This window comes from Paenibacillus sp. LX16 (genome assembly GCF_036252815.1).
GTDB lineage: Bacteria > Bacillota > Bacilli > Paenibacillales > Paenibacillaceae > Paenibacillus > Paenibacillus polymyxa_B.
Genome location: NZ_CP141152.1, coordinates 4092862 through 4118706, shown reverse-complemented (window position 1 = coordinate 4118706; position 25845 = coordinate 4092862). Strand labels below are relative to the sequence as shown.

The window sequence follows — 25845 nt, the reverse complement described above, 5'->3', positions numbered from 1 at the left end:
ATCAGATGGCATGAACTTCATCTAACCCTATGCTATGATTTACCGACAAGAATAGATGCAAAAGGGGAAATAAGAATGAAGCTCAAAAGTATGATGTTCCTACTTTCGTTTTTAACGATACTCGTAGGGTTGTTCACTTTGTGTACAGAAAGTGTTCACGCTGCCAATTCGACGGTATTCAGAGATGGAGATAAGCTTAAGCTTACCCTTGATGATGGTAATGGAGTAAACAGAGTGTTTAAATTCGATCTCCCGTTTACGATTAAGCCTGATACGCCAATTCGTCTGTATAGCAACTATATTGAAATTCCTCCTGGTGACTTTACGATCGATTATGCCAACTCTACAATTACGATTGCGGATTCACGACCAGCACCTTATCCAGGATCAGAAAATCATATAGAGTTTCCTAAAGCTACAACTATGGAAGGGACTGTGCAGTCAGTCGATGAATCTACAGTAACTCCACTTGCGGAGGAGCCGAAAGTAACGCAGCCTGAGGTGGAGACCAATATAAAAGAGATTCCCACTCCCAGTGAACCCGAGGTTGCTCAATCTGTGGATGAACCGAAAGTAATTGAACCGCAAGTAACCCAGCCTGTCGTGGAGCCTAAAGTGGACCAAGCGGTTGATGAGTCACCGGAAATCCCTTTGTCTATCCCATCTGGAGAAAATTTTCCGGGTACATTTACAATCAACTCTTCAAGTACATCATTTTCAGTTCGTTTGAAGATGAAAAATATTCAACCCACGTACACTTCATATGTTATGGTCAAAAATGCGGATGCTCATTTAATTAAACGGATTCAGTTCGATCCGGAAACAACGTCTAGCTATTCTTTGAGTAACCTGAATTTATCTACGGGTGGATACTACTTTTATATCAAAATAATCGATCAGTCGGGGAATTCGGCCGCGTCTGTACCCCAATTCGTTCCCATAAATAATAACAAGGCTCAGCAGGTTGAGGTGTTTATAGACGGTAAACTGTAACAATATGAGCAGCCTGCGACCTCTATTAGCGGAAGTATGCTCGTGCCATTTCGTGCCGTTTTTGAGGCGCTTGGGGCGAAAGTGAAATGGGATGGAGCTACCAAGACCGTGACTGCAACCAAAGGAAATACAACGATCAAGTTAACTGTAGGTTCCAGAGATGCCTATATCAACGGTAAATTAGTGCGTCTCAATGCGGCACCGAGGCTCATTAATGGCAAAGTAATGGTTCCTATTCGCTTTGTAAGTGAGGCGTTGGGTGCGAAGGTAAAGTGGAATATTGCAGCTCAGAGCGTTGTGATTTTTCTTGCTCCACCGCAGGTTTTGACAACCAGTGAAAGTGAACAATTAATGGAGGAAAATGAAAATGATTCCGAATCACAATCCAATCCAACGATTCTGAAAAAGATGTCCACTACCTTCTCTAAATCTACGGATATTGTGTTCGTTATAGATGTTACGAGTAGTATGACAGGGACGCTGGATTATGTGAGACAGAAGGTGAAAGGCTTTGTTGATTCCGTTCCAGCAGGTTCCCAATTTGCTGTCGTTGCATTTCGGGATATCAATCTGAAGGCAGATAAAGATTTAGAATTTTTGGAGTTTACGACCGATAAAAACAAGTTAAAAGGTAATTTGAATATGTTGCACCCTTCCGCTGGCGGGGATTTAAAAGAATCGGGATTAGAGGCTATTCAGTTAGCTATAAGTAAATTTCCCAAAAATTCCAATTCCAAAACAATCATATTCATTACAGATGCACCAGTTCATGATAAAAATACCGCTCTGGGTAAAGCCCGTTTTTCTGTGGATGAAATCAACGAGCAATTACAGAAAAATGGCGTTATTTTTAATGCAATCGTGCCTGCAAATGGACTAGCGAACAAACAAATGAAAAAGCTTGTAGATACCAACGAAGGGACTATGTATGATATCAAGGAGGCCAAGCTGAATTTAGCAAAGTAGGTTTGTCCAAACTCAAATAAAGCCGTATAAAGGGAGCCGATGTAAGGCTCCCTTTTGTTATCACAAGCCACCTGTGATAAAAGAGTTCTAATGGGCTGAAAGCTCACTCTCCGTTACCCATTTATGATTTTTGACAGGCTCTCCTCCTGTAGTAGGCGTATAATCTACCATATATACGGTCGTTGGCTCGGCGGAATCAATGGTAGCCTTAGCCCCATCCATCCCCTTCATATGATCTGCTGCAAGGATAACCTCTGTGCCCGGTGCATAGGGCTCGCTGCTTGCATCCTTAATCTCTTCATGAATAACCCACTTATGATTATTCACTTTTTCTTCTCCAGTGGTTGGAGTATATGAGACTGTATAAGCAGTAGTCGTATAAGCACCCACAATCGTGGCAGTAGCCCCATTCATGCCTGCCATATGGTCAGCTCGTATAGTCGCTTGGCTACCAACTTTGAAGGCTGGATTTTCAGCTTCTTTTAGTCCGGCAGGAAGCTCACTGGAAGTGGAATGGTTCATCTCCGATGTGTCGTGCTGTTGACTGCTGTTTGCCGTGTGCTCTTGGTTCGGCGCGTTACTGTTCCCGCACCCACTCAAAATAATCATGACTGTACCAGCGAGCAAAGCCCATTGCATTCTCATATTTAATAGCTCCTTTAGGGTTTTATTTTCATATTCAATTATACCCCTGGGGGGTATAATTGAAACGGAATAATATTACAAAGTTGTGAAGTATTTTTGCCTTCAAGGGGATCGCCTGTTGTGATCCCTTATTTGTTATGCAGAAGATGCGTAATTAAATGTTGTTGACAGTGAATAAAAAATCATTGTAATATCTATAAAACATATCAAATTACTTGGTATTTTGGGCGACTGTAAACATTCTAACTCACCAAAAGTAGATGATATCAAGGAGCAGGGGGAGACATCAAAATGAAGAAACCATGGATTTCATTTATATTGCTGCTGGGAGCAGTCGTGCTTTTTATTTCAGGCTGCGGCAGCAAGAATACGTCGGGCAACGCTGCGGGTGAAGAAAAGAAAACACTGCATATCAGCTTTAATCCCGGTCCATATAGCGATCAGTTTAAGAATGGTGTGGCTCCATATTTGGAGAAGAAAGGCTATAAGATTACATATAAAGAGTTTACAGACGGTGTTCAGCCCAATGTAGCCGTGGCTAAGGGGGATATTGATGCTAATGTGTTTCAGCATTCGCTTTACCTGGATTCTATGAATAAGCGGGAGAATATTGATCTGATTGGTGCTGTACAGGTTCCGACTCCTCCGATGGGATTGTACTCCAGCAAGCATACCAGCCTTGACGAAATCAATGAGGGAGCCCAAATCAACCTGCCCAACGAGCCAGTCAATATGCTGCGTGCGCTGAATATTTTGAAGGAAGTAGGCTGGATTACGTTAAAGGACCATATTGATCCATTGCAAACCTCGGTGAACGACATCACCTCTAATCCGCATCATCTGCAATTTGTTGCTACCGACCCGGCACAGGGGCCACGTGCACTGGAGGATGTTGATTTTGCGGCTATACAAGGGAACTTTGCTGTATCGAATGGAATAAAGCTGACCTCGGCATTAAAGCTTGAAAATATGACAGATCCGTTTACGAACGTGGTCGCTGTGGACAGCAAGAACAAGGATAAGGCCTTCGTCAAAGACATTATTGAAGGATATCATTCAGATGAATTCCAAAAGTATATCCAATCCAATCCTGATTATGAAGGCTACAAGCTGCCAAGCTATTTCAAATAAAATGGGGTATTATCTTCTGCGGGCTGACGTTGTCAGCCTGTATCTTATGGATAGAAGGTGGAGATGAACGTGATTTTTTCATCCTCTGATCTCGTCAAGGCTCTGCCTGACAACTATTTTAGTGCCATGGATGACAAGGTGAATCTGTATAAAAGTAAGGGAATAGATGTAATCAATTTGGCAGCCGGCAACCCGGATCAGCCGACACCGGCGCATATCATTAGCGCTTTGAAGGAAGCGGTCGATCAACCGATCAATCAGGGCTATCCGCCTTTTCATGGAAAAAAAAGCACGCTGGAGGCTGTCGCCGCGTTCTATAAACGGGAGTATCAGGTGGAGCTGGATCCAGACCGGGAGATTGCCATATTCAACGGCTCAGCCATAGGCGTAATGGGGATTCCACAGGCGCTATTGAATCCAGGTGATTGGTTATTGACCACCGATCCGGCATATCCCCAATATTATTCCGCTGCTACGCTGGCAAGAGCCCATATTCATACGATTCCGCTTGATGAGAAGCATGGTTTCTTGCCTGATTACACAACCGTGCCGGAAGAAATTGCAGAGCAGGTCAAATTGCTCATGATTAATTATCCGAACAATCCGACTGGAGCAGTAGCTACTTCAGATTTTCTGACAAAGACGCTGGATTATGCCGCTCAGTATCAGTTTCCGGTTATGAATGATTTTGCTTACGGGGCTCTTGGATTTGACGGACATAAGCCGATTAGTTTACTGCAAATCCCCGGCGGCAAGGAGTATGGCGTCGAGACGTATACGGCTTCCAAAACGTATAACATGGCTGGATGGCGCTTCGGCTTTGCAGTGGGAAATTCGTCCATCATTGGTGCGCTCAAGCATTATCATACGCATGCCTACAGCACTGTTTTTGGAGCGGTACAGGATGCGGGAGCTGTGGCATTACTGGGCACACAGGAACCGGTACGGGAGCTCGCGGCGTTATATGAGCGGCGCCGTGATGTTCTCATTGCAGCGTTACGTGGTATTGGCTGGGATGTAGCTGCTCCCCAAGGGTCTTTTTTTGCCTGGTTCAAGGTGCCAGAGGGGTATACATCTGCTTCCTTTGCAGACTTTTTATTGGACGAGGCGCATGTTGCGGTCGCTCCTGGAGAAGGCTTTGGTCGTGCAGGAGCTTCTCATGTGCGGGTCAGTCTGGTGAACAGTGAAGAAAGGCTGCTGGAGGCAGTGCAGCGCATCGCAGCAACGGGTATTTTTCAAGTATAAGCTGGGATACAAGAAATTCATGGAGGGAGCGGGAAAAGAACTTTGAGTATAGCGATTATCGGAGCCATGGAGGAAGAAATAGCAGATTTGAAAGCGCAGATCGAAGGGATAAAGATGACCCAGATTGCGAACGGGATTTTTTATACGGGCCAGCTTGAGGGCAAGGAAGTTATTCTGCTGCAATCAGGAATTGGCAAAGCGAACGCAGCCTCGACTACGGCGCTGTTGATTGAGCGATTTAGCCCGGAGCTTGTCATTAATACCGGGTCTGCGGGTGGGCTCGACCCAGCGCTGCATGTTGGCGATGTCGTAGTGGCGACCGAGCTGACTTACAGTGATGTGGACGGAACGGCGTTCGGCTATACCTACGGGCAGGTGCCACAGATGCCGGCAAGTTATCCTGTCGATCCAGCGCTGCTTGCTTTTGCGACAGAAGCGCTGGCGGAGACCAAGATTGAGGGGCAGATCGTCAACGGTTTGATTACGACGGCAGACTCTTTTATCTCCCAGGCTGAGCGCGCCCATTTTATCCGTAGCCAGTTTCCTGAAGCGAAAGTGACGGACATGGAAGGGGCCGCGGTCGTTCAGACTGCGTACCAGTTTGGTGTTCCATTTTTGGCTGTCCGTTCTTTGTCTGATCTTGCCGGTGTAGAAGCGGCGGATTCTTTTGACTCCAATCTTGATTTGGCTGCGGCCAACTCGGCAGCAGTGGTTGTGGCTCTTGTAGCTGCATATGATAGAGACAAGCTTTGATATATTCAATGGCAATATTCAGGAACGTTTTTTCTTCGACTTGCCATGCTGGCTAATGAGAGTTCGAAGTTGTTTCCCGGCATGGTTCAGCTCCATATCGTTCAACACATAATCGGTGCTGACTTCCCAGGTGCTGCGGTCATTCAGATGAAAAATAAAGGCGGGAAAGCGAGGGCGCAGCCATTTGCGGATGGAGGCCCCTTCGAATTCGACTTTAGTGATTGCAGACCATGGGACAGTTCGAATACCATCGGAAATGCTATGCTCGTCAAAGATGAACAGATAGGTATCCTTACGAAGCATTCTGCTCAAACAAACCACGAGATAGCTGCCGAAAAAAGGAAGTCCGACAATGGCGGAGGTAATAAAGAAGAAGATTTGTAGAGCTGAGATATCTTCGTCGATAAAAATGAGCAGCAGCAAAAACAGACAGATCAGCACAAACATCAAGCTACCCATGGCTTTCCAAAATGCCAAAGATCTTCGATATACAATTTTATCCACGGAATACCGCCTCGTCGCGTACAAACTCCTGAATGAAATAAGTTATTCGTTCTCTCCAGTCAGATTCGGTTACACTTTCAATACGCAGACATGGGGTGGCCTGCATATCCAGTTCTGTATTTCTTACGATCCACACATCATTCATTCCTTTAAGAACAAATAGTAGATTTGTAACGGAAGGTCCATCTTCATCCGTATCCGCGTATATCATCTGGCTCAAATTATCTAGGCTACACTGATTACGATCAAAATCCTCTCGCCAGTCTTGTATCATTTGTTGAGCCGACTCATGAAGCTTCCACGTTGGCATTTGCTGCATGCTGAAGTTGGATGAGGTTAACTCATTCCACTGTTCTTCTGTCAGATCGACGTATCGGCTGTGCGCATTGAAGTTCGAAGCAAGCAGGCCGAACAATTGATCAATGTCGTGATGCCAGTCTTCTCGGGAAGACCAGCGAAAGAAATGGAGTTCATTGTGGCTGGAAAAATGATATAGAAAACGTTCATTTCCATGGTGTATCGTTAATGTATTTTGCTTGTCCTGTTGCTCCTTGTAGCCACGTAGCATCTGGCGGCTTTGTACCAGATGAGCTAGCATTTCAACAATGAACGCATCAAATTCGAGCTGTTGTTGCCCGTCATCCCGTTGCTCCATCAAACCCTTGGATATCAGGCTATGCGTTGCGGCATGAAAAAGCAGTTCCCAGCGATCTTCGGTCAGTTCCCCGTAATAAGATTGGAGCAGACCAGAAGCCATATCTTCTGCGCCCAGTGCGGTCAAGGCAAAGCCTAGTTCCTCAAGCGTTAAAATTACCGTTTGTTTATCCATAGTCAGGCTCCTTCTCCATCTGTTAGGTGTATGTCATTTAAATAGTTTGCTGGCCCAACGTATCCCTTTTTCGGCGAATTTGGCGACTTTTCCACCTGCCCAGCTTCCCACCGTACCGCCGACGTAAGCACCGACGGCTGCTCCGACCGGACCACCGATAGCGCCGCCTACGGCTCCCAAAGCGACAGCACCGCCATAAGTTGCGGCGGTTTTAATCGCTACGTTAGAAGCAGATACAGCCACATCCGTTCCGGTAAGCTTCCCGCTTTTCCATTTTCCAGCCAGACTGATACCCTCGCCCACAATATTCATGGTGGCGTTAATAGGGTACAGTTTTTTGGCAATCATGCCGGGAATTTGGCGGGTGGCTATGCCGTAACGGCCTTTTTCCACCCCAGCGATGACGTTCCGCGTCCACTGAGGAAAGCTGTTGGCTTTGTTGAATCCGAGGCCGAGCTTACCCATTTGAAGCTTTCCAGCTAAACGATCAAAGCCCTTTAAACCCTTCATCACAATACCGGGTTTAGCGAATTGGCGGTTTAGGCTTTTGCCCAAATTACGCATAAACGCATTGTTACCCTTGCCATTCACCCATGCCGCATTATGTATAACCGCTCGAGTGGGATTCTTCAGACTTTTCTTGAATTCTACTGTTTTGGTGAGCACAAGTGTGGAAGCCAGACCGCTATAGATAGCTGTTCCGGCAAATCCCAGTTGCCCGCGCCATTTATTGGCTTCTGAAATGCTGTTAATGGCTATATCTGCTGGATCGGGTCCTTTTTTCCCGGAAGTTGCCCCCTCACTGTTGCCGATCTGTCCGCTGTGATCTCCTTTATTAATACCCGAGTCTGCTTGGGTATCTGTTTCCTTGAATTTTACTGCAATGGAACGCAACTCTGTGCTGACAGAACCGACAGTTTGAGTGAAAGCATCCATTTGTCCACGCGCTTTATGAAAATCCTGATAAAAGCGCTGCTGTGTTGTTCCTGCCCAGCTATTTTCCAACATCTGAATATGCTGTGACAGTTGTCCGCAAATTTGTGCCCCCAGCTCACGTGCCTGTGCGAACTGCCTGGAAACCGCTTCTAGTTTCTCAGGAGGAACCATAATTTTAGCCATGATGTCCACCTCGGATGATTAAAATAATTACTTATATTTTAGTGAATCTAGTGGGGGTTAGCAAAAAAAGGAGGGGATTTAAGTGAAAAATAAGTCATTTGTATGAGTTCATGAGGGTGCATAAGGGAGAATAGTAGGAGGTGTTATGATCCGAAGTTCTTATATGTCATTCATAACGAAACGAAAAAAGCCCTCTTTTCAAATGGAGCTTTCCATTAGAAAGAGAGGCCTTCTTGCGTAGAGGCTAATACATGTTTCGCATCGTATTAATTATTTTAGCGGAATCTGCTTGGACAGCTTTTCAAACTGCTGCAAGTGAGGAGTGACCTTGGCGGTAATTCCTTTGAAATACTTGATAGACGCTTGTCTTTGACGTTCTTTGGTAGCAGTCTCTTCAGGGAACATGGAGTATTCCTTTTGGACAGAGCCATTTTTATAATTTACGGAGAAGAGATCTCCTTTTTGCCACCTTTGGACCAGATCTTGATTACTGTGCAAGATATTTAACACTTCTTTTCCATTTTTATAAGTGAAGCTGTAGTCTGGATCGGCCACAGCGTGGATCACTTGATAGCCGTTTTGTAATCCATTGTTCTGAAAAGCACCTACTTGAATCTCGTTCGAACGTACGGTTCCGTCCATTTGCGTCACTTTTTCAGTCTGCGTACCCTTGCCGCTCATCGTGTCATTGTTCCATGTGCCGTTGTATACGATTTTATGATTTTGTCCATCTGCATCCGTGTACTGATTTATATATTTTCCAGTACCTGAACGCTTGCCATTCACAAAATCACCCGAATACTGCTTATATTCGCTCCATTTGATCGTACCACGTCCGTTGGGCTGCCCATTCTCAACCTCTCCATAGTAAGTAGTCTGACCGGATAGCTGAAGCAATTCCTTGGTTGCAGCCGCATTCGCCGCAGGTGTACTTACAGACAGCGCTCCAGATATCAGCGATGCGGACACCATAATAGGCAGAGACAGAGCCTTCCCTTTTTGCCAAAGTTTTTGCATCATGAGTTCTCCCCTTTCGAAGCTTTGAAATTCTAAAAAGTTATGTTCAACAACCCAGCACTGTTTTTATACTATTTTGTGCTTGGTGATTTATAGTTTAATATATATTGAGAATTATAGGAAACTGTAAAGTGAAAACAGCTAGTTAGGAGAGAGATTCATGAATTTACCTGAACATGGGAGTGAGGATGTATCTAGCATCCTTGCCGTGGAGTTGGAACATGAGCCTGTGAAGACCGCAAAAGGAATCCACCAAGTGGAGCCTGATGCTAATATCTATTGGCTGATTGATGTGGAATTCAGTGGCTTTACGTTGTCAGATGAGGATATTTTGCAATTGCTCAAAGGATATATCGTGTATGGACATGTCCATGATTTACAGATGTGGACTAGTGTGGGGCGCAGATCGGCAGGCGAATGCCATTTTGATAAAATCTGTATTTGTATGGATATATTCGATAATGTAGAGATGCAGGTTCATTTAGATGAAGTCAAAGTTGCAGACTTTATGAACACACTGCCAGTTCGTTTTCAGGAGAAGGGCACCATTCATGTGCTTCCTCGGGAGGATGCTGCCCGTGCACGTGCAAAAGCGGAAAAACTTAAAGCATTTACAGATCAGGAAGGTGAAAGGGAACACGCTGTCATGCTTAGGCTAGTAGCGGATCAAGGCCAAGCTTACCGTGGAGCGGATATCTGGGATGTCATGCTGAGCCTCGGAATGGAGTGGGGAGATATGGATATTTTCCATGCACACCATCACGGGTCGGTCGGCTATGATGAACTATTTAGCGTACATACGGGCACCGAGCCTGGCTTTTTTTGGTTGAGTACACTCGCAGAGGATGGCTTTGCAGATTTGATTTTCAGTATGGATGGGGTACGAACCGTGCAGCCGCAAACTGTGTTTGAGGCGATGTGGAAAAGTGCCGAATATGCACGCACCAGACTCGGCGGGACATTAGTGAATGAACAGGGTCTGCCAGCTGTGCCGGAAGATTATCTGCGCCAGATTCAAGAGATGGAAGATCGATTAAGAGAGTTTGGATTTAAAGCAGGCGAGGATGTTGTTCTGTTTCTATTTTAGATTAGAAAGGAGTGATTTCGTTGTCCAGCAACTCTATTGAGAAGCTAAGAACGATTCTAAAACGTAAAGCTACGATTTTTCATACAGGGGGTCGTAGGCCGTCGGATTCCCTTGAACAAAGCTGGATTGGTAGAGTTACAGTGGCTTTGCCAACGGAGGAACAACCCATTGATGTACAGGGGAATGTTATGGCTCCGATCATGCAATTGTATTTGCCTGCCTTGCCTTTTGTCCCTGAAGCTATGCACAGTGTCAAGCTGTTGACGGTCTTCCTGTCTCCCGATGTACTAGATCATGAGGACATGGAAGGATATATGTGTATTCGTGAGTATACGTCGGTAGAGGATTTGGTTGAAAAAGATTTTGGTCCGGCATTTATGCAAATCAAAGCATTTCCGCTGTTCCCCGAACTTAAAGAGAATGATTATCCGGTCTGGGACGGTGAAGATATCCCTGAGGAATACGACGATGCTCTCAACCAGATGGACGAGGAGGAACCCGATTATTTTGAGGACATCGTAGAGGAAATATATGCGGTTCACAAAATCGGTGGCTATCCCAGCTTTATTCAACCAGGCATCGACTTTGGCGAGGGCTATGAATTTGTGTTTCAGATTGCCTCAGATGCCAAAGCCCAATTGAATATTGTAGATGGAGGCAGCTTTTATTTTGCCAAGCATCAGAATGAAGGAGTCTGGCGGGGTTACTTTGATTTTTACTAATAGGCTCATTTAGAGAGCGGTCTGGAACCGATCGTTTTGTAGAGCATGGCAATCCTATATACTCGTAGTTTAGAAGCTATCGAAAATGGAGTGAAAAGATATGAATGTTTTAGGTCAGCTAGGATCTGCTATCCAGAGTAGTTTATTTATTCAATCCGAATTGAAGAAAGCACATGCATTTATTCAGAAGCATGACCTGCCTGTAGAGCAGGTGGAAAATGCAAGTGCTGGCGAATGCCATGTTTGACTATTGGGTTCCCTCTATTACTTTGCTCAGTGTTGTATTCGTGGGTGTGATCGTTCTCGCCATCGTTAGAAATGTTTATGCCAAGCAATTACATACGCGCGTGCTAGATCGGGCCTGGCAGGCCATTTTCAATCATGTGGACAAATGAGGACAGAGAGAAACAGTAGGAGATTGGCATAATAGCTGAAGGAGTGGCAGCAATGAATGACTGGGAATCAGGAATCATTCGGGTCGATGGTGAGCGTGCGATCTACTCATCTTTAACGGAAGATCAGTTGTTAGAGACCACTTGGTATTCGAAATATTTTCATTCTGTAAGAAAGCTAGGGAATGACTACATCTGGTATCATTTCGATCAGGTTTCTTTGCTGCGTCGGCATTTTTTTGTGTCTGTATGCTTTAAGGATACAAGCCTAGTTGTCGTGGAGATTTCGCTCCAGGGCGATGAATTTCCAACTTCGTGGGATAATTGGTCTGAGGAAGGGGAGAGAAAGCGGCAAAGGGAGCATGATCGTTTGTTACAGCAACATTTGTCCGTGAAGCCAAGCTATCGTCAAACAAAGCCTTACCCCTATATGAAATATGAGCTGAATTGGGGGAGAATCTCTTCTTATTTTGACCCCCGGTCAGGAAATACGGCCATTGCTTTTAAGTATAAAGATGAATAGCAATCTTACATAAAATACGCTACAACCCTGAGCTTTTTGTTGGAGGTGAGGGTGTTGGATGAGTAAGGGAGATGTGTTGTGGATAAAAAGGCAAAAAAAATACTGATGAACACATTCTGGTCCTCTAGCGGCTGGAAGCAGGAGCGGGGATCTTTTTCGGGTGAGGATTTTGAATATGCCAAAAGTAAGGGGTTGATGTTCGATCCGATCACCATTACACATAACGAGATTATAAACAGGCTGCATGAGCTGCACCAGCAAAAGGCTACAAAAGAACGAGTGGCAGCAGCATTTTTGCATAGTCTTTCCACGAAAAAGGTTCATTTACGAAGCGCTTTATCGAGCTGGACATTAACCGCAGGACTTCCTTTGCACACCTATGGTGAGCGGCCTGTCGTCCTGCCCAATTACAGTAGCTGTGGGGATTGTAATTTTAATAAAATGATGTCCGATAAGGAATATGTCAATGAAGATTTGAATGTACTGAATTTTGAGCGAATCAAATGGGGCGGTATTCGTCTGAACCACCTTCTGTATTGCTGGATGGACCTTGAATTGTTCAGTCAAGAAGAGGATGTTCAGGTTTCCGATGAGGATCTAGCTATACTCCATAACATGCTCGAAGCTGTTCAGAACTGTGATGCTCAAAGCAGTGCACGTCAATTGGAAAAGCGCTGGAAGGATGTGTTTCCATCCAGCAAAAACGAGCGTGATGTCGTCATGGAGGTGTGGGGATATGCCGGACTGCTGGTCCCGCAGGACACGCCTCGTAAACGACAGCACGGCAATCATGATTTTTATTCCGTAGCAGCTTGGCAAGGAGATGACGGATACTCGCAGGAGGCGTTGGACTATTTCTTTGGTACGTTTTTATAGAGAATGTGAATCGTTATGCACATCTTGATTATGACGGTTGCTCAAACAGCAAACGTTCTTCTTCCCGACTATGAATGGCATTGACAACCAGAAGTGCGTGGAACTGTTGAAGAACTTCAGGCGTAAGCCCTTCTTCACGAATCCCGGCTTTGAGCTCTTTTACAATGATTCGGAGCAGATCATGATCTCGTGTAAGTTTGACGACAGCCTCCTGCAGTTCCGGTTTTTTCTCGACCATTTCCTGATAGAATCCTTCCTCTTCTGCATCAGCATGGCTGAGAATGCGGGTTTCCCAATATTCGATCAAGTGGTCGGCAGCCTGGCGCGCCACCTGGAATTCTTTTGCTTCGAGTAATTCCTCTACTTCTCTCGTCTTATCTAGAGCGCCAGATAGCCCACCTTGATGAATGGCATGATGAGCATGCAGTTGACGTAAAGAAGGTCCTCCCATAACATTTCATCCTTTCTTTGTTCCCTTTTTTAGTACAGTATAGCATAAGAAAATAGCGTTATTTTTCCGGTTAGGATTTTCCCCTCTAAGGAAAAGGGAACTCCCTAATTGGTTCAATATCATATAATACTTAGAATGAAGTTAGAACATAAAACTCAATCTTGGGGGAATGGATGATGAATCGATTAACCGAAATAACAGACATAAAAAAGATTGTGAAAAAAGGATCAAGGGTTTGAGGGGGATGAGCAGATACATACCCAATCAACATGGAGCCTGGGCTATGCTCATTCTTCCATTTTTATTCGGTTTAGCTGCTTCTCGAGGGGATCTCATTCATGTACCCCTATTTGTGTGCTGGTTTTTTATCTACTTATTCAGTTTTCCTGTCCTCCAATGGATCAAAACAGGCAGCAGTGAAAGATACCGCAAACCCGCCGTTGTATACGGAGTGATATTACTTCCTTTGTTAATTTCACTGGTATGGTTTGAGCCTGCCTTGATCTGGTATGGAGTTCTTTTATTGCTCTTTTTTATGGCTAATATTTATTTTGCGAGAACGAAAAATGAACGTGCTTTACTCAATGACATTGTTGCAATTCTACTCTTTTGTTCTTTTATATACCCCGTTATTTATATGGGGGGAGGAGAGGATTGGAGAGTAGCAACAGAGCTATTCTTGCTTTTGGTGCTTTACTTTATCGGAACTGCTTTGTATGTCAAAACGATCATTCGTGAAAGAAAAAATATACGTTACCATTATGCTTCCGTCATCTATCATTTGGTGATTTTGTTGTTTGCTACTTGGTTAAAGTTACCTCTGATTATTCCTTTTTTGATTTTTTTGATACGGGCCATATGGCTTCCTAAACTCGGATTAAAGGCAAAACAAGTTGGCATGGCGGAAATTGGATTTTCAATGATGCTCTATGTTTTTGTATTGTTTTTATACTTCTAAAAGGAGAGACATCAATGATATCTTTGAAAACGCCGCGTGATTATCATACAGACCCGTTTATAGTCATCTGGGAGGTTACACGAGCTTGTGCTTTAAAGTGCCTTCACTGTAGAGCGGAAGCTCAGTACAAGCCTGATCCTCGCCAGCTGACACTAGAAGAAGGTAAGAAGCTAATAGATCAAATCGCTGAAATGAATCATCCGTTGGTTGTATTCACAGGCGGAGATCCTTTGATGCGTCCTGATCTGTTTGAACTGGCTCGATATGCAATTGAAGAGAAAAATCTGTCGGTTTCGATGACCCCCAGTGCCACTCCTAAAGTGACAAGAGCAGCGGTAGAAAAAGCAAAGCAAGTGGGGTTATCGCGGTGGGCGTTTAGTCTGGACGGTTCATGTGCAGACATTCACGATCATTTTCGGGGTACGGCGGGTTCTTACGATACGACCATGCGAGGAATTGGTTATTTAAAGGAACTGAACATCCCTATTCAAGTGAACACTACGGTGTCCAGGTACAATATTCATGATCTGGAACAAATTGCAGAAAGGGTAAAGGAAATGCAGGCCGTGTTATGGAGTTTATTTTTCCTTGTTCCAACTGGACGTGGCATGGAGAAAGATATGATTACTCCTGATGAGCATGAAGCCGTAATGAAATGGTTGTATCAAATACAGCAACAGATGCCGTACGGTGTGAAGGCTACAGAAGCTCCTCACTACCGGAGGGTCGTACTGCAGCAAAAGCACAAAGCAGGTGAGAGCAGTGTAGCAGACGGACAAAAGAGGGCAGATGTTTTAGGACGTGCTCCTAAAGGCGTAAATGATGGAGATGGATTTGTTTTTATTAGTCATATCGGAGAAGTATACCCAAGCGGTTTTCTGCCTCTTATGTGCGGGAATGTACGAAACGATAGCCTGGCAGATATTTATCGCAACTCTCCGATCATGATGAATCTTAGAGATAAGTCCCTACTTAAAGGTAAATGTGGAGTCTGTGAATTCAAGGCCATCTGTGGGGGCTCCAGAGCAAGGGCTTTTGCAATAACAGGAGACTATTTGGAGAGTGACCCTTATTGCGCTTATATACCCGGGGTTGGAGAGGAAAAGTGTTTTCATGAAAAAAAGTTCTAAAAAAGTCGTTATTCTCGGTGGAGGAATAAGTGGTTTAAGTGCTGCCTTTTATGTGAAAAAGCTGGCTGAGGATCGGCAGCTTGAAGTGGAGATTACACTGGTGGAGAAAAGTGAACGTCTGGGAGGAAAGCTACAAACCGTTCGCCAAAACGATTTTATGATCGAAAAAGGACCGGATGCTTTCTTGGCCAGAAAGACGGCAATATTGGATCTGACCATGGAGTTGGGACTGGAAGCAGAGCTGGTATCGACAAACCCGAAAGCCAAATCTGCTTGCATTTTGCATAAGGGCAAACTTCATACGATGCCGATGGGCTTCATTCTGGGCATCCCAACAAAGCTGACTCCTTTCATTCGGACAGGACTTATTTCTCCACTGGGAAAAGCACGGGCAGCCCTGGATTTAATCATTCCGGCGAAGAAAGGTGATGCGGACGAATCTCTAGGTGATTTTATCAAACGGCGTCTCGGCAAAGAAGTTCTGGACCAGATTACAGAACCTCTGCTGTCTGGAATTTACGCTGGGGATACTCATTCTCTGAGCCTTATGTCAACTTTTCCTCAATTTAAACTAATGGAACAAAAGCATGGAAGTCTGATTAAGGGTATGTCTAAAGGGGCGGGAAGAAAGCCAGCAGTACAAGAAAAACTGCCGGATATCGCTAAGAAAAGTATGTTTCTTTCTTATCGGCTAGGATTATCTACGATCGTGGAGCGGCTAAAGGAAAGGCTGGATACCGTACGTTTTGTTATGGGGCAAGGTGTAGTTGAAGTAAGGAAAGAAAGTGGTTATCAGGTCATTTTAGAACATGGACAAAAAATAGATGCGGATGCGGTGATCTGCGCTGTTCCAGCTTTTGAAGCGGCTACATTATTTTCTGGCGTTGCAAGCGCTAGCTGGTTACACAAGATTCACTATGTTTCCGTAGCCAATATTGCCCTTGCTTATAAAAACACAGATCTTAATTTTGCTTTTGAGGGAACGGGATTTCTAGTCCCCCGCAAAGAAGGCAAAAAGATTACGGCATGTACTTGGTCTTCGACGAAGTGGAGCCATACTGCTCCTGAAGGATATACGCTTTTACGGACCTACATCGGACATGCAGGCGCACAGGAGTGGATTCAGATGACAGACGATCAACTTGTGGATGCCGCGCGCAAAGATTTGAAAGATTTAATGGGCCTGGAAGCGGAACCGGAATTCGTTGAAGTCAGTAGGTGTGATCGATCGATGCCGCAATATCCGATCGGACACAAAGAGCATATGGCGAAGATCAGACAGGACTTCGCACAGGATTTACCAGGTGTTTTTCTATGCGGTGCCGGCTATGGGGGCGTTGGAATTCCAGATTGCATCGCTCAAGGGAAAGAAGCGGCTGAACAGTTGCTTTCTGATTTTTTATAATTAGGCTCTTTCCACGAGTGAAAGAGGGAACCCCCTGATTGGTTCAGGTTTAAGGGAGACGTAGAATGAAAGTTGAGCATAAAATCGAAGTAAGATGGAGGAATGGAAGATGAGCCAGTTAACGGAAGAAACATGGGTGGCGGACATTGTGAAAGCAGTACCCAAAACGGGAGATTTGTTCCGCAAACTGAGGATTGATTTCTGCTGTGGAGGAAAAATATCGCTCCGTGAAGCAGCAGCCAATCGAGGCCTCCACGCTGGTGAACTGCTGACGCAGATACATGAAGTGGAAGAAAAGCAGGCACAGCATAAGCAAATGCAACCTCCTTCACTCGAACCAAAAGAACTAATCGCCTATATTCAAAATGAGTATCATACGAAGCTTCGGGAAGAACTATCGGCCTTAACGCCGTATGTAACCAAACTAACGCGGGTTCATGGCGAACGTTATCCGCATCTAAAGCCAGTTAATGAACTGTTCACCTTGCTTAAACAGGAATTATCGGAACATATTCAAAATGAGGAGGACCTAGTGTTTCCGATGATTGAAGCATTTTTACAAGAATCAACAGTGGAACGAGCAGATGAACTGAATCCAATTTTATCCAAGTTACAAGACGAGCATCAAACGGTGGTGGAATTCCTGAAGGAAATGCGCTTGATCACAAATGGCTTTAAGCCGATGCAGGAAGCTTGTGGTACGCACCGACTGGTATTGAAGCGGTTAGAAGACCTGGAAGCAGATATTTTTAATCATATTCTTCTTGAAAATTGTACATTGATCGAACGTACGAAACAGGCACAGCTAATAGCGAAACCGATTAATTGATGATGAACTAACATGAGGAGCCGAACCAATTGCATGAATTAATTAAAAGTAGCACTATTTTCGTTTTGGTTATTTCCATCATTTTATTACTTTCAGGGTGCGGTGCGGGGCAACAATCAGCTTCAAATGGTAGCAGCACGGTCCAGAACAACGAGGTCTCCAGCCAGGATTCTTCGAAAAAGGCTGAAACTGTTGAGCTGACCATATCCGCAGCTGCAAGTTTAACGGATGCGCTCAAAGAAATTCAGCATTCATACGAATCAACCCATACAGGCACCAAATTGAATTTTAACTTCGGCGGCTCTGGTGCGCTGGAAAAACAAATTGAGCAAGGAGCGCCGTCGGATTTGTTCCTGTCCGCTTCGACTAAAAACATGAAGTCCCTTGTTGATCAGCAGTTAATAGATACGAAAAAACAAAAAACGTGGCTGACGAATGAATTGGTTGCGGTTATCTCTGCAGACGGGACAATGAACATCGCGAGTGTAACCGATTTAACAAAAAAAGAAGTGAAGAAAGTTGCGATCGGAATCCCTGAAAGTGTTCCTGCAGGCAACTATGCACAGGAAGCGCTGACGAAAGTGAAGCTTTGGGACACGTTACAGAGCAAGCTGGTTCAAGCGAAAGACGTTAGACAAGTGCTGCAATATGTGGAAACTGGGAATGCTGATGTCGGATTTGTATATAAAACAGATGCGTTGACTTCACAAAAGGCAAAAATCGCCTTTGAGGTAGATCCTACAACCTATTCACCTGTTGAGTATCCAATCGGGATTGTCAAAGCTACAAAGCACATTCAAGAAGCCGAAGACTTTTATGCCTACCTACAATCGCAAGAATCTCTGAATATCATGGCTAAGTATGGATTTACCCTACCGAAGTGAGCATGCAAGATATAGATTGGAATGAATATTGGCCTCCTATCCGATTATCGTTGCAGGTTGCACTATTATCCAGCGTTCTGGTAATCATATTAGGCTTGCTTGTGGCATGGTCCATGTCTCGGTTGGGATTATTTAAAGGGAAAACGGTTGTTGAAACCGTGCTTATGCTGCCCTTGGTACTCCCACCGACGGTTGTTGGTTTTTTACTGCTCATATTACTTGGACGAAAAAGCGGGTTCGGACGTTTTGTAGAGCAATGGTTTGGAGAACCTATTATATTCTCGTGGTGGGCAGGGGTTATAGCAGCGGTGGTAGTAGCCTTTCCTCTAGTCTATCGGACGCTGAGAATGGGATTGTCTTCTGTTGACCGGGACTTGGAAAACGCGGGACGTTCGATGGGTGCAAGTGAATGGCAGGTTTTTCGATATATCACCTTCCCTTTAATTTTCCCTTCTTTTAAAGCTGCCTTTATACTCGGTTTTGCCCGCGGTCTGGGCGAATTTGGTGCTACGCTGATGATTGCCGGAAATATTCCGGGTAAAACACAAACGATTCCGACGGCCATTTATATTGCAGTGGATGCCGGTCATCTTCCTATGGCCTGGGCGTGGACATGCTCTATCATACTCATTTCTTTTATCATGCTCCTGTTAACGGGCCAAAAGAACAATTAATCACTTCATACAAGCTTCCCTTTAGCAGAGGGAGGCTTTTTTGTATCTTTCGATAGAACGAGGGATTTCCTGTAGCGCTATAGGACATTCCCTAATGGGAACAGAGATGAATGAATTACATAATGAGAGTAAGCGAATGAGTCTTCCCTTGGAACTTGCGCTGGGATGATTCTTTCTAAAAAGGAGTGTTGGTCATCGATGAAAAAAAAATACAACCTCAACTTTTTTAAACCGATCGAAAGCTATTCGGGAAATTGGTCAATCCTTGAGGAAAAAAATAGAGAATGGGAAAACGTGTACCGACAGCGTTGGTCTCACGACAAAGTGGTTCGGACGACTCACGGAGTGAACTGCACCGGTTCCTGTAGTTGGAAGGTTTTTGTAAAAAACGGCATCATTACCTGGGAAAATCAACAGATCGATTATCCTTCCTGCGGTGTAGATATGCCAGAATTTGAACCGCGCGGTTGCCCGCGTGGGGCTACATTTTCCTGGTATGAATACAGTCCATTACGTGTGAAATACCCTTATATGCGCGGTAAGCTGTTGCGGCTTTGGCAGGCTGCCATCCAGGAACATGCCAATCCGGTGGAAGCATGGGCAAGCATTGTGGAAGATCCAGAGAAAGCCAAGCTCTACAAAGCAGCTCGCGGAAAAGGCGGTCATGTCCGTGTCGCTTGGGACGATGTCCTGCGTTTGATCTCGGCGCAACTCATCTATACCATTCGTAAGTATGGTCCCGACCGGATCGCGGGCTTTACGCCAATACCGGCGATGTCAATGATAAGCTACGCTTCAGGAGCCAGATTCATTTCGCTTCTTGGTGGACAAATGTTGAGTTTCTATGACTGGTATGCCGACCTTCCGCCTTCATCTCCTCAAATTTGGGGTGAGCAGACGGATGTACCGGAATCTTCTGATTGGTACAATGCGGGTTACCTGATTATGTGGGGATCGAACGTACCGCTTACCCGGACGCCTGACGCTCATTTTATGACGGAAGTACGATATAAGGGGACAAAAGTCGTATCCGTGGCTCCCGACTTGGCGGAGAATGTGAAGTTCGCTGACAACTGGCTTGCACCACATCCGGGTACAGATGCTGCCATAGCCCAGGCTATGACGCATGTTATTTTGGATGAGTTCTACAAAGAGCGCCAAGAACCGATGTTCATTAACTATGCCAAACAATATACAGATATGCCGTTTATGATTCTGCTTGATCCGCACGAGGGAGCTTGGAAAGGTGGACGTTTCCTACGGGCGAGTGATCTGGGAGATGTCTCGCCGCATGCGGACTGGAAGCCGGTCATATATGACGAAGCAGCGGGGGAAATGCTGGTTCCGAACGGTACGATGGGACAGCGCTGGGAGCAGGATAAGAAATGGAACCTGATTCTGGAGCGGGAAGACGGAACAAAGGTTGAGCCCGCACTCACTGTGGAAGGTCATGGTGAGCAATGGGAAGAAATCGTATTCCCTTACTTTGATAACGCGGGTAATGGAACGTTCAAACGTGTAATTCCGGCCAAAAAAGTACGCTTGGCAGATGGCTCGGAACGTTACGTAGCAACCGTGTACGATTTGATGATGAGCCAGTACGGTGTCGCACGCAATGACAGCTCTCATAACGCCAAGAATTATTACGACGAAGCTTCGCATTATACCCCTGCCTGGCAGGAGAAGATCACAGGTGTGAAGGCGTCTGTTGTGGTACAGATTGCTCGGGAATTTGCTCAAAATGCTATCGATACTAAAGGGCGCTCCATGATTATTATGGGTGCGGGCATCAACCACTGGTTCAATAGTGACACGATCTATCGGTCCATCTTGAATCTTGTTGTGTTGACGGCTTCCCAAGGTGTAAACGGGGGAGGCTGGGCGCATTATGTTGGTCAAGAAAAGCTCCGTCCCATCGAAGGCTGGTCAACGATTGCCTTTGCAAAAGACTGGCAAGGGGCGGCTCGACAGCAAAATGCTACATCGTTTTTCTACTTTGCAACAGAGCAATGGCGTTACGAAGAAAGTGGAACAGACACCTTGAAGTCACCGATTGGTGGGGATGTCAGTTACAGACATCCAGCAGACTACAACGTGCTCGCAGCGCGTCTGGGTTGGCTGCCTTCTTATCCACAGTTTAATAAAAATAGTCTGTTGTTCGCCGAAGAGGCAGCGCAATTAGGCAAAAAGTCCAACGAGGAAATCATTAAACATTCTGTGGAAGAGATTAAATCACGTAAGACACGCTTCGCTGTAGAAGATCCTGGGGCAGCCGAGAACTTCCCGCGTTCACTCTTTGTTTGGCGATCCAATCTGATTTCCAGTTCGGCGAAGGGGCAAGAGTATTTCATGAAACATTTACTCGGAGCATCCGATGCCCTGCTTGCCCGGCCGAACGAAGAACAGAAACCTGAGGAAATCGTCTGGAGAGAAGATGTGGAAGGAAAACTTGATCTGATGGTTGCACTTGATTTCCGGATGACGACAACCCCATTATACGCGGATATCGTGCTTCCGGCGGCAACCTGGTACGAGAAAACGGATTTGTCGTCCACCGATATGCATCCTTTCGTACACCCGTTTAATCCGGCCGTTAATCCACTGTGGGAATCCCGTGCGGACTGGGATATTTACCGCCAGCTTTCCGAAGTCTTTTCTGATATGGCGAAAGAGTACCTGCCAGGTATATATAAAGATCTTGTGACCGCACCGCTCGCACACGACAGTGTGGGTGAAATTTCACAGCCGATGGGCCTTGTAAAGGATTGGACGAAGGGTGAGATTGAAGCGACCCCGGGTAAAACCATGCCGAATTTCAGCATCATCGAACGTGACTATACTAAAATTCACGATAAATTTATCTCACTCGGTCCGAATTTGACTACCGGGAAAGCAGGTGCGCATGGCGTCAGCTTCTCCGTAGCAGAAGAATATGAGGAAATGAAAAAGTTGAACGGAGTTTATTACGATGAGTCCATTAAAGACGGACTGCCAAAAATCCAGACAGCTCGCCAAGTGGCCAATGCAATTCTGCACCTTTCATCCGCGACTAATGGACGGGTGTCGCAAAAGGCTTATGAGCAGGCAGAAGAGCTTCACGGTGTTGAACTTAAAGACATCTCGGCTGATCGGGCAGCGGAAAGAATCACTTTCCAAAGTATCACGGCACAGCCTCGGGAAGTTATACCGACACCAGTATTCACTGGATCGAACAAGAAAGGACGCCGCTATTCACCATTTACAACGAATATTGAACGTCTCGTTCCGTTTCGTACTTTGACGGGAAGACAGCATTTCTATATTGATCATGAGATTTTCCAACAATTTGGAGAATCATTGCCGATCTACAAACCGACGTTGCCACCGATGGTGTTCGGTCCTCGGGATCGGGAAATAAAAGGCGGACAAGATTCACTCGTGCTTCGCTATCTGACACCGCACGGTAAATGGAATATTCACTCGACCTACCAGGATAACCAGCATATGCTTACACTGTTTCGCGGAGGTCCAACGGTGTGGATCAACAACGAAGACGCAGAGGCACACGATCTTGCCGACAATGACTGGGTAGAGGTATACAACCGTAATGGCGTCGTAACCGCCCGGGCCGTTGTCAGCCATCGGATGCCAAGAGGAACGATGTTCATGTACCATGCTCAGGATAAGCACATTCAAGTGCCAGGCTCTGAAATCACGGATACACGCGGCGGTAGTCATAACGCACCAACAAGAATTCATCTCAAACCAACCCAAATGGTCGGTGGATATGCTCAGCTTAGTTATGGATTCAACTATTATGGTCCAATCGGCAACCAGCGTGATGTGTACGTTGCGGTACGTAAAATGAAGGAGGTTAACTGGCTTGAAGATTAAAGCTCAAATTGCCATGGTCATGAACCTGGATAAATGTATTGGCTGCCATACGTGCAGCGTGACATGTAAAACAACCTGGACGAACCGCAAAGGTGCGGAATATATGTGGTTTAACAATGTGGAAACCAAACCCGGTATCGGTTATCCGAAGCGCTGGGAAGACCAGGAATTATATAAAGGCGGCTGGCAGCTCCGTAAAGGGAAATTGGAACTGAAGTCAGGCAACAAGCTGTCCAAAATAGCACTGGGTAAGATTTTTTACAATCCAGACATGCCGGAAATGAAAGATTATTATGAGCCCTGGACTTACAATTACGAGCAACTGACCAACGCCGGTGAACAGAAGCATTCACCTGTGGCACGCGCGCACTCTGCGGTAACGGGTGAAAAAATGGATTTGGAGTGGGGGCCAAACTGGGAAGATGACCTGGCGGGTGCGCATGTAACGGGTCCGCTTGATCCAAATATTCAGAAAATAGAAGAAGAGATTAAATTTAACTTTGAGAAGTCATTCATGGTTTATCTCCCACGGCTTTGCGAACATTGTTTAAATCCGAGCTGTGTCGCGTCCTGTCCTTCAGGTGCTATGTACAAACGGGACGAGGACGGAATTGTGCTCGTGGATCAGGAAGCATGTCGCGGCTGGCGGTATTGCATGACGGGCTGTCCATACAAAAAAGTGTACTTTAACTGGCAGACGAACAAAGCAGAAAAATGTACCTTCTGTTTCCCACGTGTGGAAGCAGGCCTGCCGACAGTCTGCTCCGAGACATGTACAGGACGAATTCGCTACCTCGGTGTTATGCTGTATGACGCGGATCGGGTGCTCGAAGCCGCTTCTACGCAGGACGAGAAAGAGCTTTATAAAGCGCAGTGCGACCTGTTCATGGATCCAAGTGATCCGGCGGTGATTGCTCAAGCGAGAAAAGACGGTATCTCGGAGGACTGGATTGAAGCAGCGCAGAACTCACCTGTCTACAAGCTTGCCATTGAGCACAAGTTGGCATTCCCGCTTCATCCGGAATACCGCACATTACCTATGGTCTGGTATGTACCACCACTTAGTCCGATCATGAATTATTTTGAAGGGAAAGACTCGATTGAGAATCCCGATATGATCTTTCCAGCTATCGAAGAGATGCGTACCCCTATTCAGTATCTTGCCAATATGCTGACGGCGGGCGACACCCAAACCGTGAAGGAATCCTTGCAAAGAATGGCTATGATGCGCTCCTATATGCGTGCTCAATCCACAGGACAATCTTTTGATGAAAGCCGTCTTGAGCGCATTGGCATGACACCTCGGCAGACTGAGCAGATGTATCGACTTCTGGCGATTGCCAAGTATGAGGATCGTTTCGTCATTCCAACGTCGCATAAAGAAGGATATTCGAATCCGTATCGGGCTCAAGGATCTGCAGGTTACGGCGATACCATGGGAAATATAGGTTCAGGCTCTGGATGTGACGGCTGTAGTATGGCAAGTTCAATGGGGATGGAAGAGCCTTTGAAAACTGGCAAAGAAATGTATGAAGAAAACTTCTACGGGGGTATTTGGCGTGATTAATGTAGCGAAGCTGTATGAATGCAAGCCATCATTCGGGTTTTTCGCCCAACAACTCATGTACCCGGAAAAGCTGGATTTTCATCCGGCTTTTCTGGAAGCATCGTTTGATCCAAACCATCCGGCATATACGTATGCGAACACCTACTGGTCCCTTATGCAAGAGTTCAGTATGGAAGAGATTCAGGAAATGTATACAGAAACCTTTGATTTCCAGAAAAATTGTGCACTATATATGACTTACTTCAAATTCGAAGATGCAAAAGAACGGGGACAAATGTTGGTCAAGTTAAAGGTGCTATACGAGATGTATGGTCTTGAAATGCCTGATGGAGAGCTGCCAGATTACCTTCCGCTCATGTGTGAATTTCTGTATGCCGCCGAATGGTCGCAAGATCCGAAGACGACAGAAAACTTCCGCATGCCAATCGCGATCCTGGAAGACGGCACATATCATTTACTTAAAGCACTGGAAAAAATGGAAAGCCCGTATTTTCATCTGGTGAAGGGACTGCGCGAAACGATTAAAGCTTGCGTAGAACAGGAGGCAGCTGCGCAATGATGATGCTAGAGCAGTTTTTATGGGTTATTTTCCCTTATATGTGTGTGGTCGTCTTTATTGTAGGGCATATTTTTCGCTACAGAAACGACCAGTTTAATTGGACAGCGAAATCAAGTGAGTTTATTGAAAAAAAACAATTGATGATTGGAAGTCTCTTATTCCACCTGGGTATTATCCCGGTTATTATGGGTCATGTATCCGGTCTGGGCATACCAAAAACCTGGATGCATGCACTAGGTGTAAACGATCATCTGTATCATATTGGGGCAGTTTATATTGGTGGTATATTCGGAGCCATGACGTTCCTCGGTATGTTGATTCTCACCTCTCGCCGTTTTACAATACGCAATGTGCGCCGTTTAAGTACAGCGTCTGATTTGATCGTAAACGTATTGCTTTTGGCCATTGTATGCATGGGGATGTTTGCGACTCTCGTAACGAATGCGGTACAGCCAGAATTCGATTATCGAGAGACGATCTCAATCTGGTTCCGCGGTTTATTCATATTCCGTGTCGACCCGACACTGATGAGAGACGTACCGATGTCCTTCAAGCTTCATATCCTTATGGCCTTTGCGATTTTTGCATTCTGGCCGTTTACCCGGCTTGTACATGTGTGGAGTGTTCCGTTGAATTATGTGCGCAGAAGTTATATCCTTTACAGAAGACATAAATCGAATTAGGAAAGCGGGCTCTGCCTTCTTTCCTAATTC

General features: G+C 45.5%; 27 protein-coding genes and 1 pseudogene. 22 read left to right on the top strand and 6 right to left on the bottom strand.

Going from position 1 to position 25845, the window contains the following annotated elements; all coding sequences use genetic code 11:
- The first annotated feature begins 75 nt into the window (after positions 1–75).
- The 3 genes and pseudogenes from T3H97_RS18425 (at position 76) to T3H97_RS18420 (ending at position 1959) form a co-directional block, all read left to right on the top strand.
- Positions 76–993 (top strand): hypothetical protein, encoded by a 918-nt coding sequence (locus T3H97_RS18425; RefSeq protein ID WP_328800504.1) that lies wholly within the window; start codon positions 76–78, stop codon positions 991–993.
- Between the two features lie 21 nt (positions 994–1014).
- A pseudogene (locus tag T3H97_RS26460) lies at positions 1015–1284 on the top strand (copper amine oxidase N-terminal domain-containing protein); the annotation flags it as partial.
- Between the two features lie 60 nt (positions 1285–1344).
- On the top strand, positions 1345–1959 hold the full coding sequence (locus tag T3H97_RS18420) for a vWA domain-containing protein (protein ID WP_442955650.1): 615 nt from the start codon (positions 1345–1347) through the stop codon (positions 1957–1959).
- Between the two features lie 87 nt (positions 1960–2046).
- Here T3H97_RS18420 and T3H97_RS18415 read toward each other — a convergent pair whose 3' ends face one another.
- Positions 2047–2604: a YdhK family protein gene (locus T3H97_RS18415; protein ID WP_071642167.1), complete on the bottom strand. Its 558-nt coding sequence runs from the start codon at positions 2602–2604 to the stop codon at positions 2047–2049.
- Positions 2605–2895: 291 nt separating this feature from the next.
- Here T3H97_RS18415 and T3H97_RS18410 point away from each other — a divergent pair, with 291 nt between their 5' ends.
- From T3H97_RS18410 to T3H97_RS18400, 3 genes are all read left to right on the top strand, one after another.
- Entirely contained in the window at positions 2896–3735 is an 840-nt protein-coding gene (locus T3H97_RS18410; RefSeq protein WP_328800502.1) for a MetQ/NlpA family ABC transporter substrate-binding protein, read from the top strand.
- A gap of 69 nt (positions 3736–3804) precedes the next feature.
- The gene (locus tag T3H97_RS18405) at positions 3805–4980 is read left to right on the top strand and encodes an aminotransferase class I/II-fold pyridoxal phosphate-dependent enzyme (protein WP_328800501.1); all 1176 of its coding nucleotides are present in this window, start codon (positions 3805–3807) and stop codon (positions 4978–4980) included.
- 42 nt (positions 4981–5022) lie between these two features.
- Positions 5023–5733, top strand: coding sequence for a 5'-methylthioadenosine/adenosylhomocysteine nucleosidase (locus T3H97_RS18400; RefSeq protein ID WP_328800500.1), 711 nt, complete (start codon positions 5023–5025; stop codon positions 5731–5733).
- 18 nt (positions 5734–5751) lie between these two features.
- Here the strand turns inward: T3H97_RS18400 and T3H97_RS18395 are convergent, their stop codons facing one another.
- From T3H97_RS18395 to T3H97_RS18380, 4 genes are all read right to left on the bottom strand, one after another.
- Positions 5752–6237, bottom strand: a complete 486-nt coding sequence (locus T3H97_RS18395) for a DUF5381 family protein (RefSeq protein ID WP_103049464.1) — start codon at positions 6235–6237, stop codon at positions 5752–5754.
- Entirely contained in the window at positions 6230–7066 is an 837-nt protein-coding gene (locus T3H97_RS18390; protein ID WP_272638649.1) for a hypothetical protein, read from the bottom strand. Before T3H97_RS18390 ends, T3H97_RS18395 begins: the two co-directional genes overlap by 8 nt.
- Before the next feature lie 33 nt (positions 7067–7099).
- Positions 7100–8185, bottom strand: a complete 1086-nt coding sequence (locus T3H97_RS18385) for a WXG100 family type VII secretion target (RefSeq protein ID WP_076295523.1) — start codon at positions 8183–8185, stop codon at positions 7100–7102.
- Between the two features lie 270 nt (positions 8186–8455).
- Positions 8456–9202, bottom strand: coding sequence for an MORN repeat-containing protein (locus tag T3H97_RS18380; RefSeq protein ID WP_103049687.1), 747 nt, complete (start codon positions 9200–9202; stop codon positions 8456–8458).
- 160 nt (positions 9203–9362) lie between these two features.
- On the opposite strand from T3H97_RS18380, the gene T3H97_RS18375 reads away from it, so the two are divergent.
- From T3H97_RS18375 to T3H97_RS18350, 6 genes are all read left to right on the top strand, one after another.
- Positions 9363–10289, top strand: coding sequence for a cell division protein ZipA C-terminal FtsZ-binding domain-containing protein (locus T3H97_RS18375; protein WP_328800499.1), 927 nt, complete (start codon positions 9363–9365; stop codon positions 10287–10289).
- Positions 10290–10309: 20 nt separating this feature from the next.
- Entirely contained in the window at positions 10310–11011 is a 702-nt protein-coding gene (locus T3H97_RS18370) for a DUF1963 domain-containing protein (protein ID WP_103049467.1), read from the top strand.
- A gap of 100 nt (positions 11012–11111) precedes the next feature.
- Complete coding sequence (locus tag T3H97_RS18365; protein WP_223821930.1) at positions 11112–11258, top strand: DUF6097 family protein; 147 nt, start codon at positions 11112–11114, stop codon at positions 11256–11258.
- On the top strand, positions 11236–11406 hold the full coding sequence (locus T3H97_RS18360; protein ID WP_258012561.1) for a DUF6097 family protein: 171 nt from the start codon (positions 11236–11238) through the stop codon (positions 11404–11406). Before T3H97_RS18365 ends, T3H97_RS18360 begins: the two co-directional genes overlap by 23 nt.
- A gap of 52 nt (positions 11407–11458) precedes the next feature.
- Positions 11459–11926, top strand: coding sequence for a hypothetical protein (locus tag T3H97_RS18355; protein ID WP_328800498.1), 468 nt, complete (start codon positions 11459–11461; stop codon positions 11924–11926).
- Between the two features lie 78 nt (positions 11927–12004).
- Complete coding sequence (locus T3H97_RS18350; protein WP_103049469.1) at positions 12005–12802, top strand: hypothetical protein; 798 nt, start codon at positions 12005–12007, stop codon at positions 12800–12802.
- A gap of 28 nt (positions 12803–12830) precedes the next feature.
- On the opposite strand, the gene T3H97_RS18345 is transcribed toward T3H97_RS18350, so the two are convergent.
- Positions 12831–13253, bottom strand: a complete 423-nt coding sequence (locus T3H97_RS18345) for a hemerythrin domain-containing protein (RefSeq protein WP_029515522.1) — start codon at positions 13251–13253, stop codon at positions 12831–12833.
- Between the two features lie 169 nt (positions 13254–13422).
- Here T3H97_RS18345 and T3H97_RS18340 point away from each other — a divergent pair, with 169 nt between their 5' ends.
- From T3H97_RS18340 to narI, 10 genes are all read left to right on the top strand, one after another.
- On the top strand, positions 13423–14211 hold the full coding sequence (locus tag T3H97_RS18340) for a YwiC-like family protein (protein ID WP_328800497.1): 789 nt from the start codon (positions 13423–13425) through the stop codon (positions 14209–14211).
- Positions 14212–14225: 14 nt separating this feature from the next.
- Entirely contained in the window at positions 14226–15341 is a 1116-nt protein-coding gene (locus tag T3H97_RS18335; protein WP_328800496.1) for a TIGR04053 family radical SAM/SPASM domain-containing protein, read from the top strand.
- Positions 15325–16746: a protoporphyrinogen oxidase gene (gene hemG, locus T3H97_RS18330; RefSeq protein ID WP_328800495.1), complete on the top strand. Its 1422-nt coding sequence runs from the start codon at positions 15325–15327 to the stop codon at positions 16744–16746. Before T3H97_RS18335 ends, hemG begins: the two co-directional genes overlap by 17 nt.
- A gap of 109 nt (positions 16747–16855) precedes the next feature.
- Positions 16856–17575 carry an iron-sulfur cluster repair di-iron protein gene (gene ric / locus T3H97_RS18325; protein WP_328800494.1) on the top strand — a complete coding sequence of 240 codons (720 nt, stop codon included), beginning with the start codon at positions 16856–16858 and terminating at the stop codon, positions 17573–17575.
- Positions 17576–17604: 29 nt separating this feature from the next.
- Positions 17605–18459 (top strand): molybdate ABC transporter substrate-binding protein, encoded by an 855-nt coding sequence (modA, locus tag T3H97_RS18320; RefSeq protein ID WP_328800493.1) that lies wholly within the window; start codon positions 17605–17607, stop codon positions 18457–18459.
- The gene (gene modB, locus T3H97_RS18315) at positions 18456–19133 is read left to right on the top strand and encodes a molybdate ABC transporter permease subunit (protein ID WP_028542273.1); all 678 of its coding nucleotides are present in this window, start codon (positions 18456–18458) and stop codon (positions 19131–19133) included. The genes modA and modB overlap by 4 nt, the downstream gene beginning before the upstream one ends.
- 198 nt (positions 19134–19331) lie before the next feature.
- Positions 19332–23006 (top strand): nitrate reductase subunit alpha, encoded by a 3675-nt coding sequence (locus tag T3H97_RS18310; protein WP_328800492.1) that lies wholly within the window; start codon positions 19332–19334, stop codon positions 23004–23006.
- A complete protein-coding gene (gene narH / locus T3H97_RS18305; RefSeq protein WP_250270652.1) occupies positions 22996–24573 on the top strand; it encodes a nitrate reductase subunit beta in 1578 nt (525 codons plus the stop codon). The genes T3H97_RS18310 and narH overlap by 11 nt, the downstream gene beginning before the upstream one ends.
- On the top strand, positions 24566–25132 hold the full coding sequence (gene narJ / locus T3H97_RS18300) for a nitrate reductase molybdenum cofactor assembly chaperone (RefSeq protein WP_328800490.1): 567 nt from the start codon (positions 24566–24568) through the stop codon (positions 25130–25132). The genes narH and narJ overlap by 8 nt, the downstream gene beginning before the upstream one ends.
- The gene (gene narI, locus T3H97_RS18295; RefSeq protein WP_081330765.1) at positions 25132–25815 is read left to right on the top strand and encodes a respiratory nitrate reductase subunit gamma; all 684 of its coding nucleotides are present in this window, start codon (positions 25132–25134) and stop codon (positions 25813–25815) included. Before narJ ends, narI begins: the two co-directional genes overlap by 1 nt.
- Positions 25816–25845 lie beyond the last annotated feature (30 nt).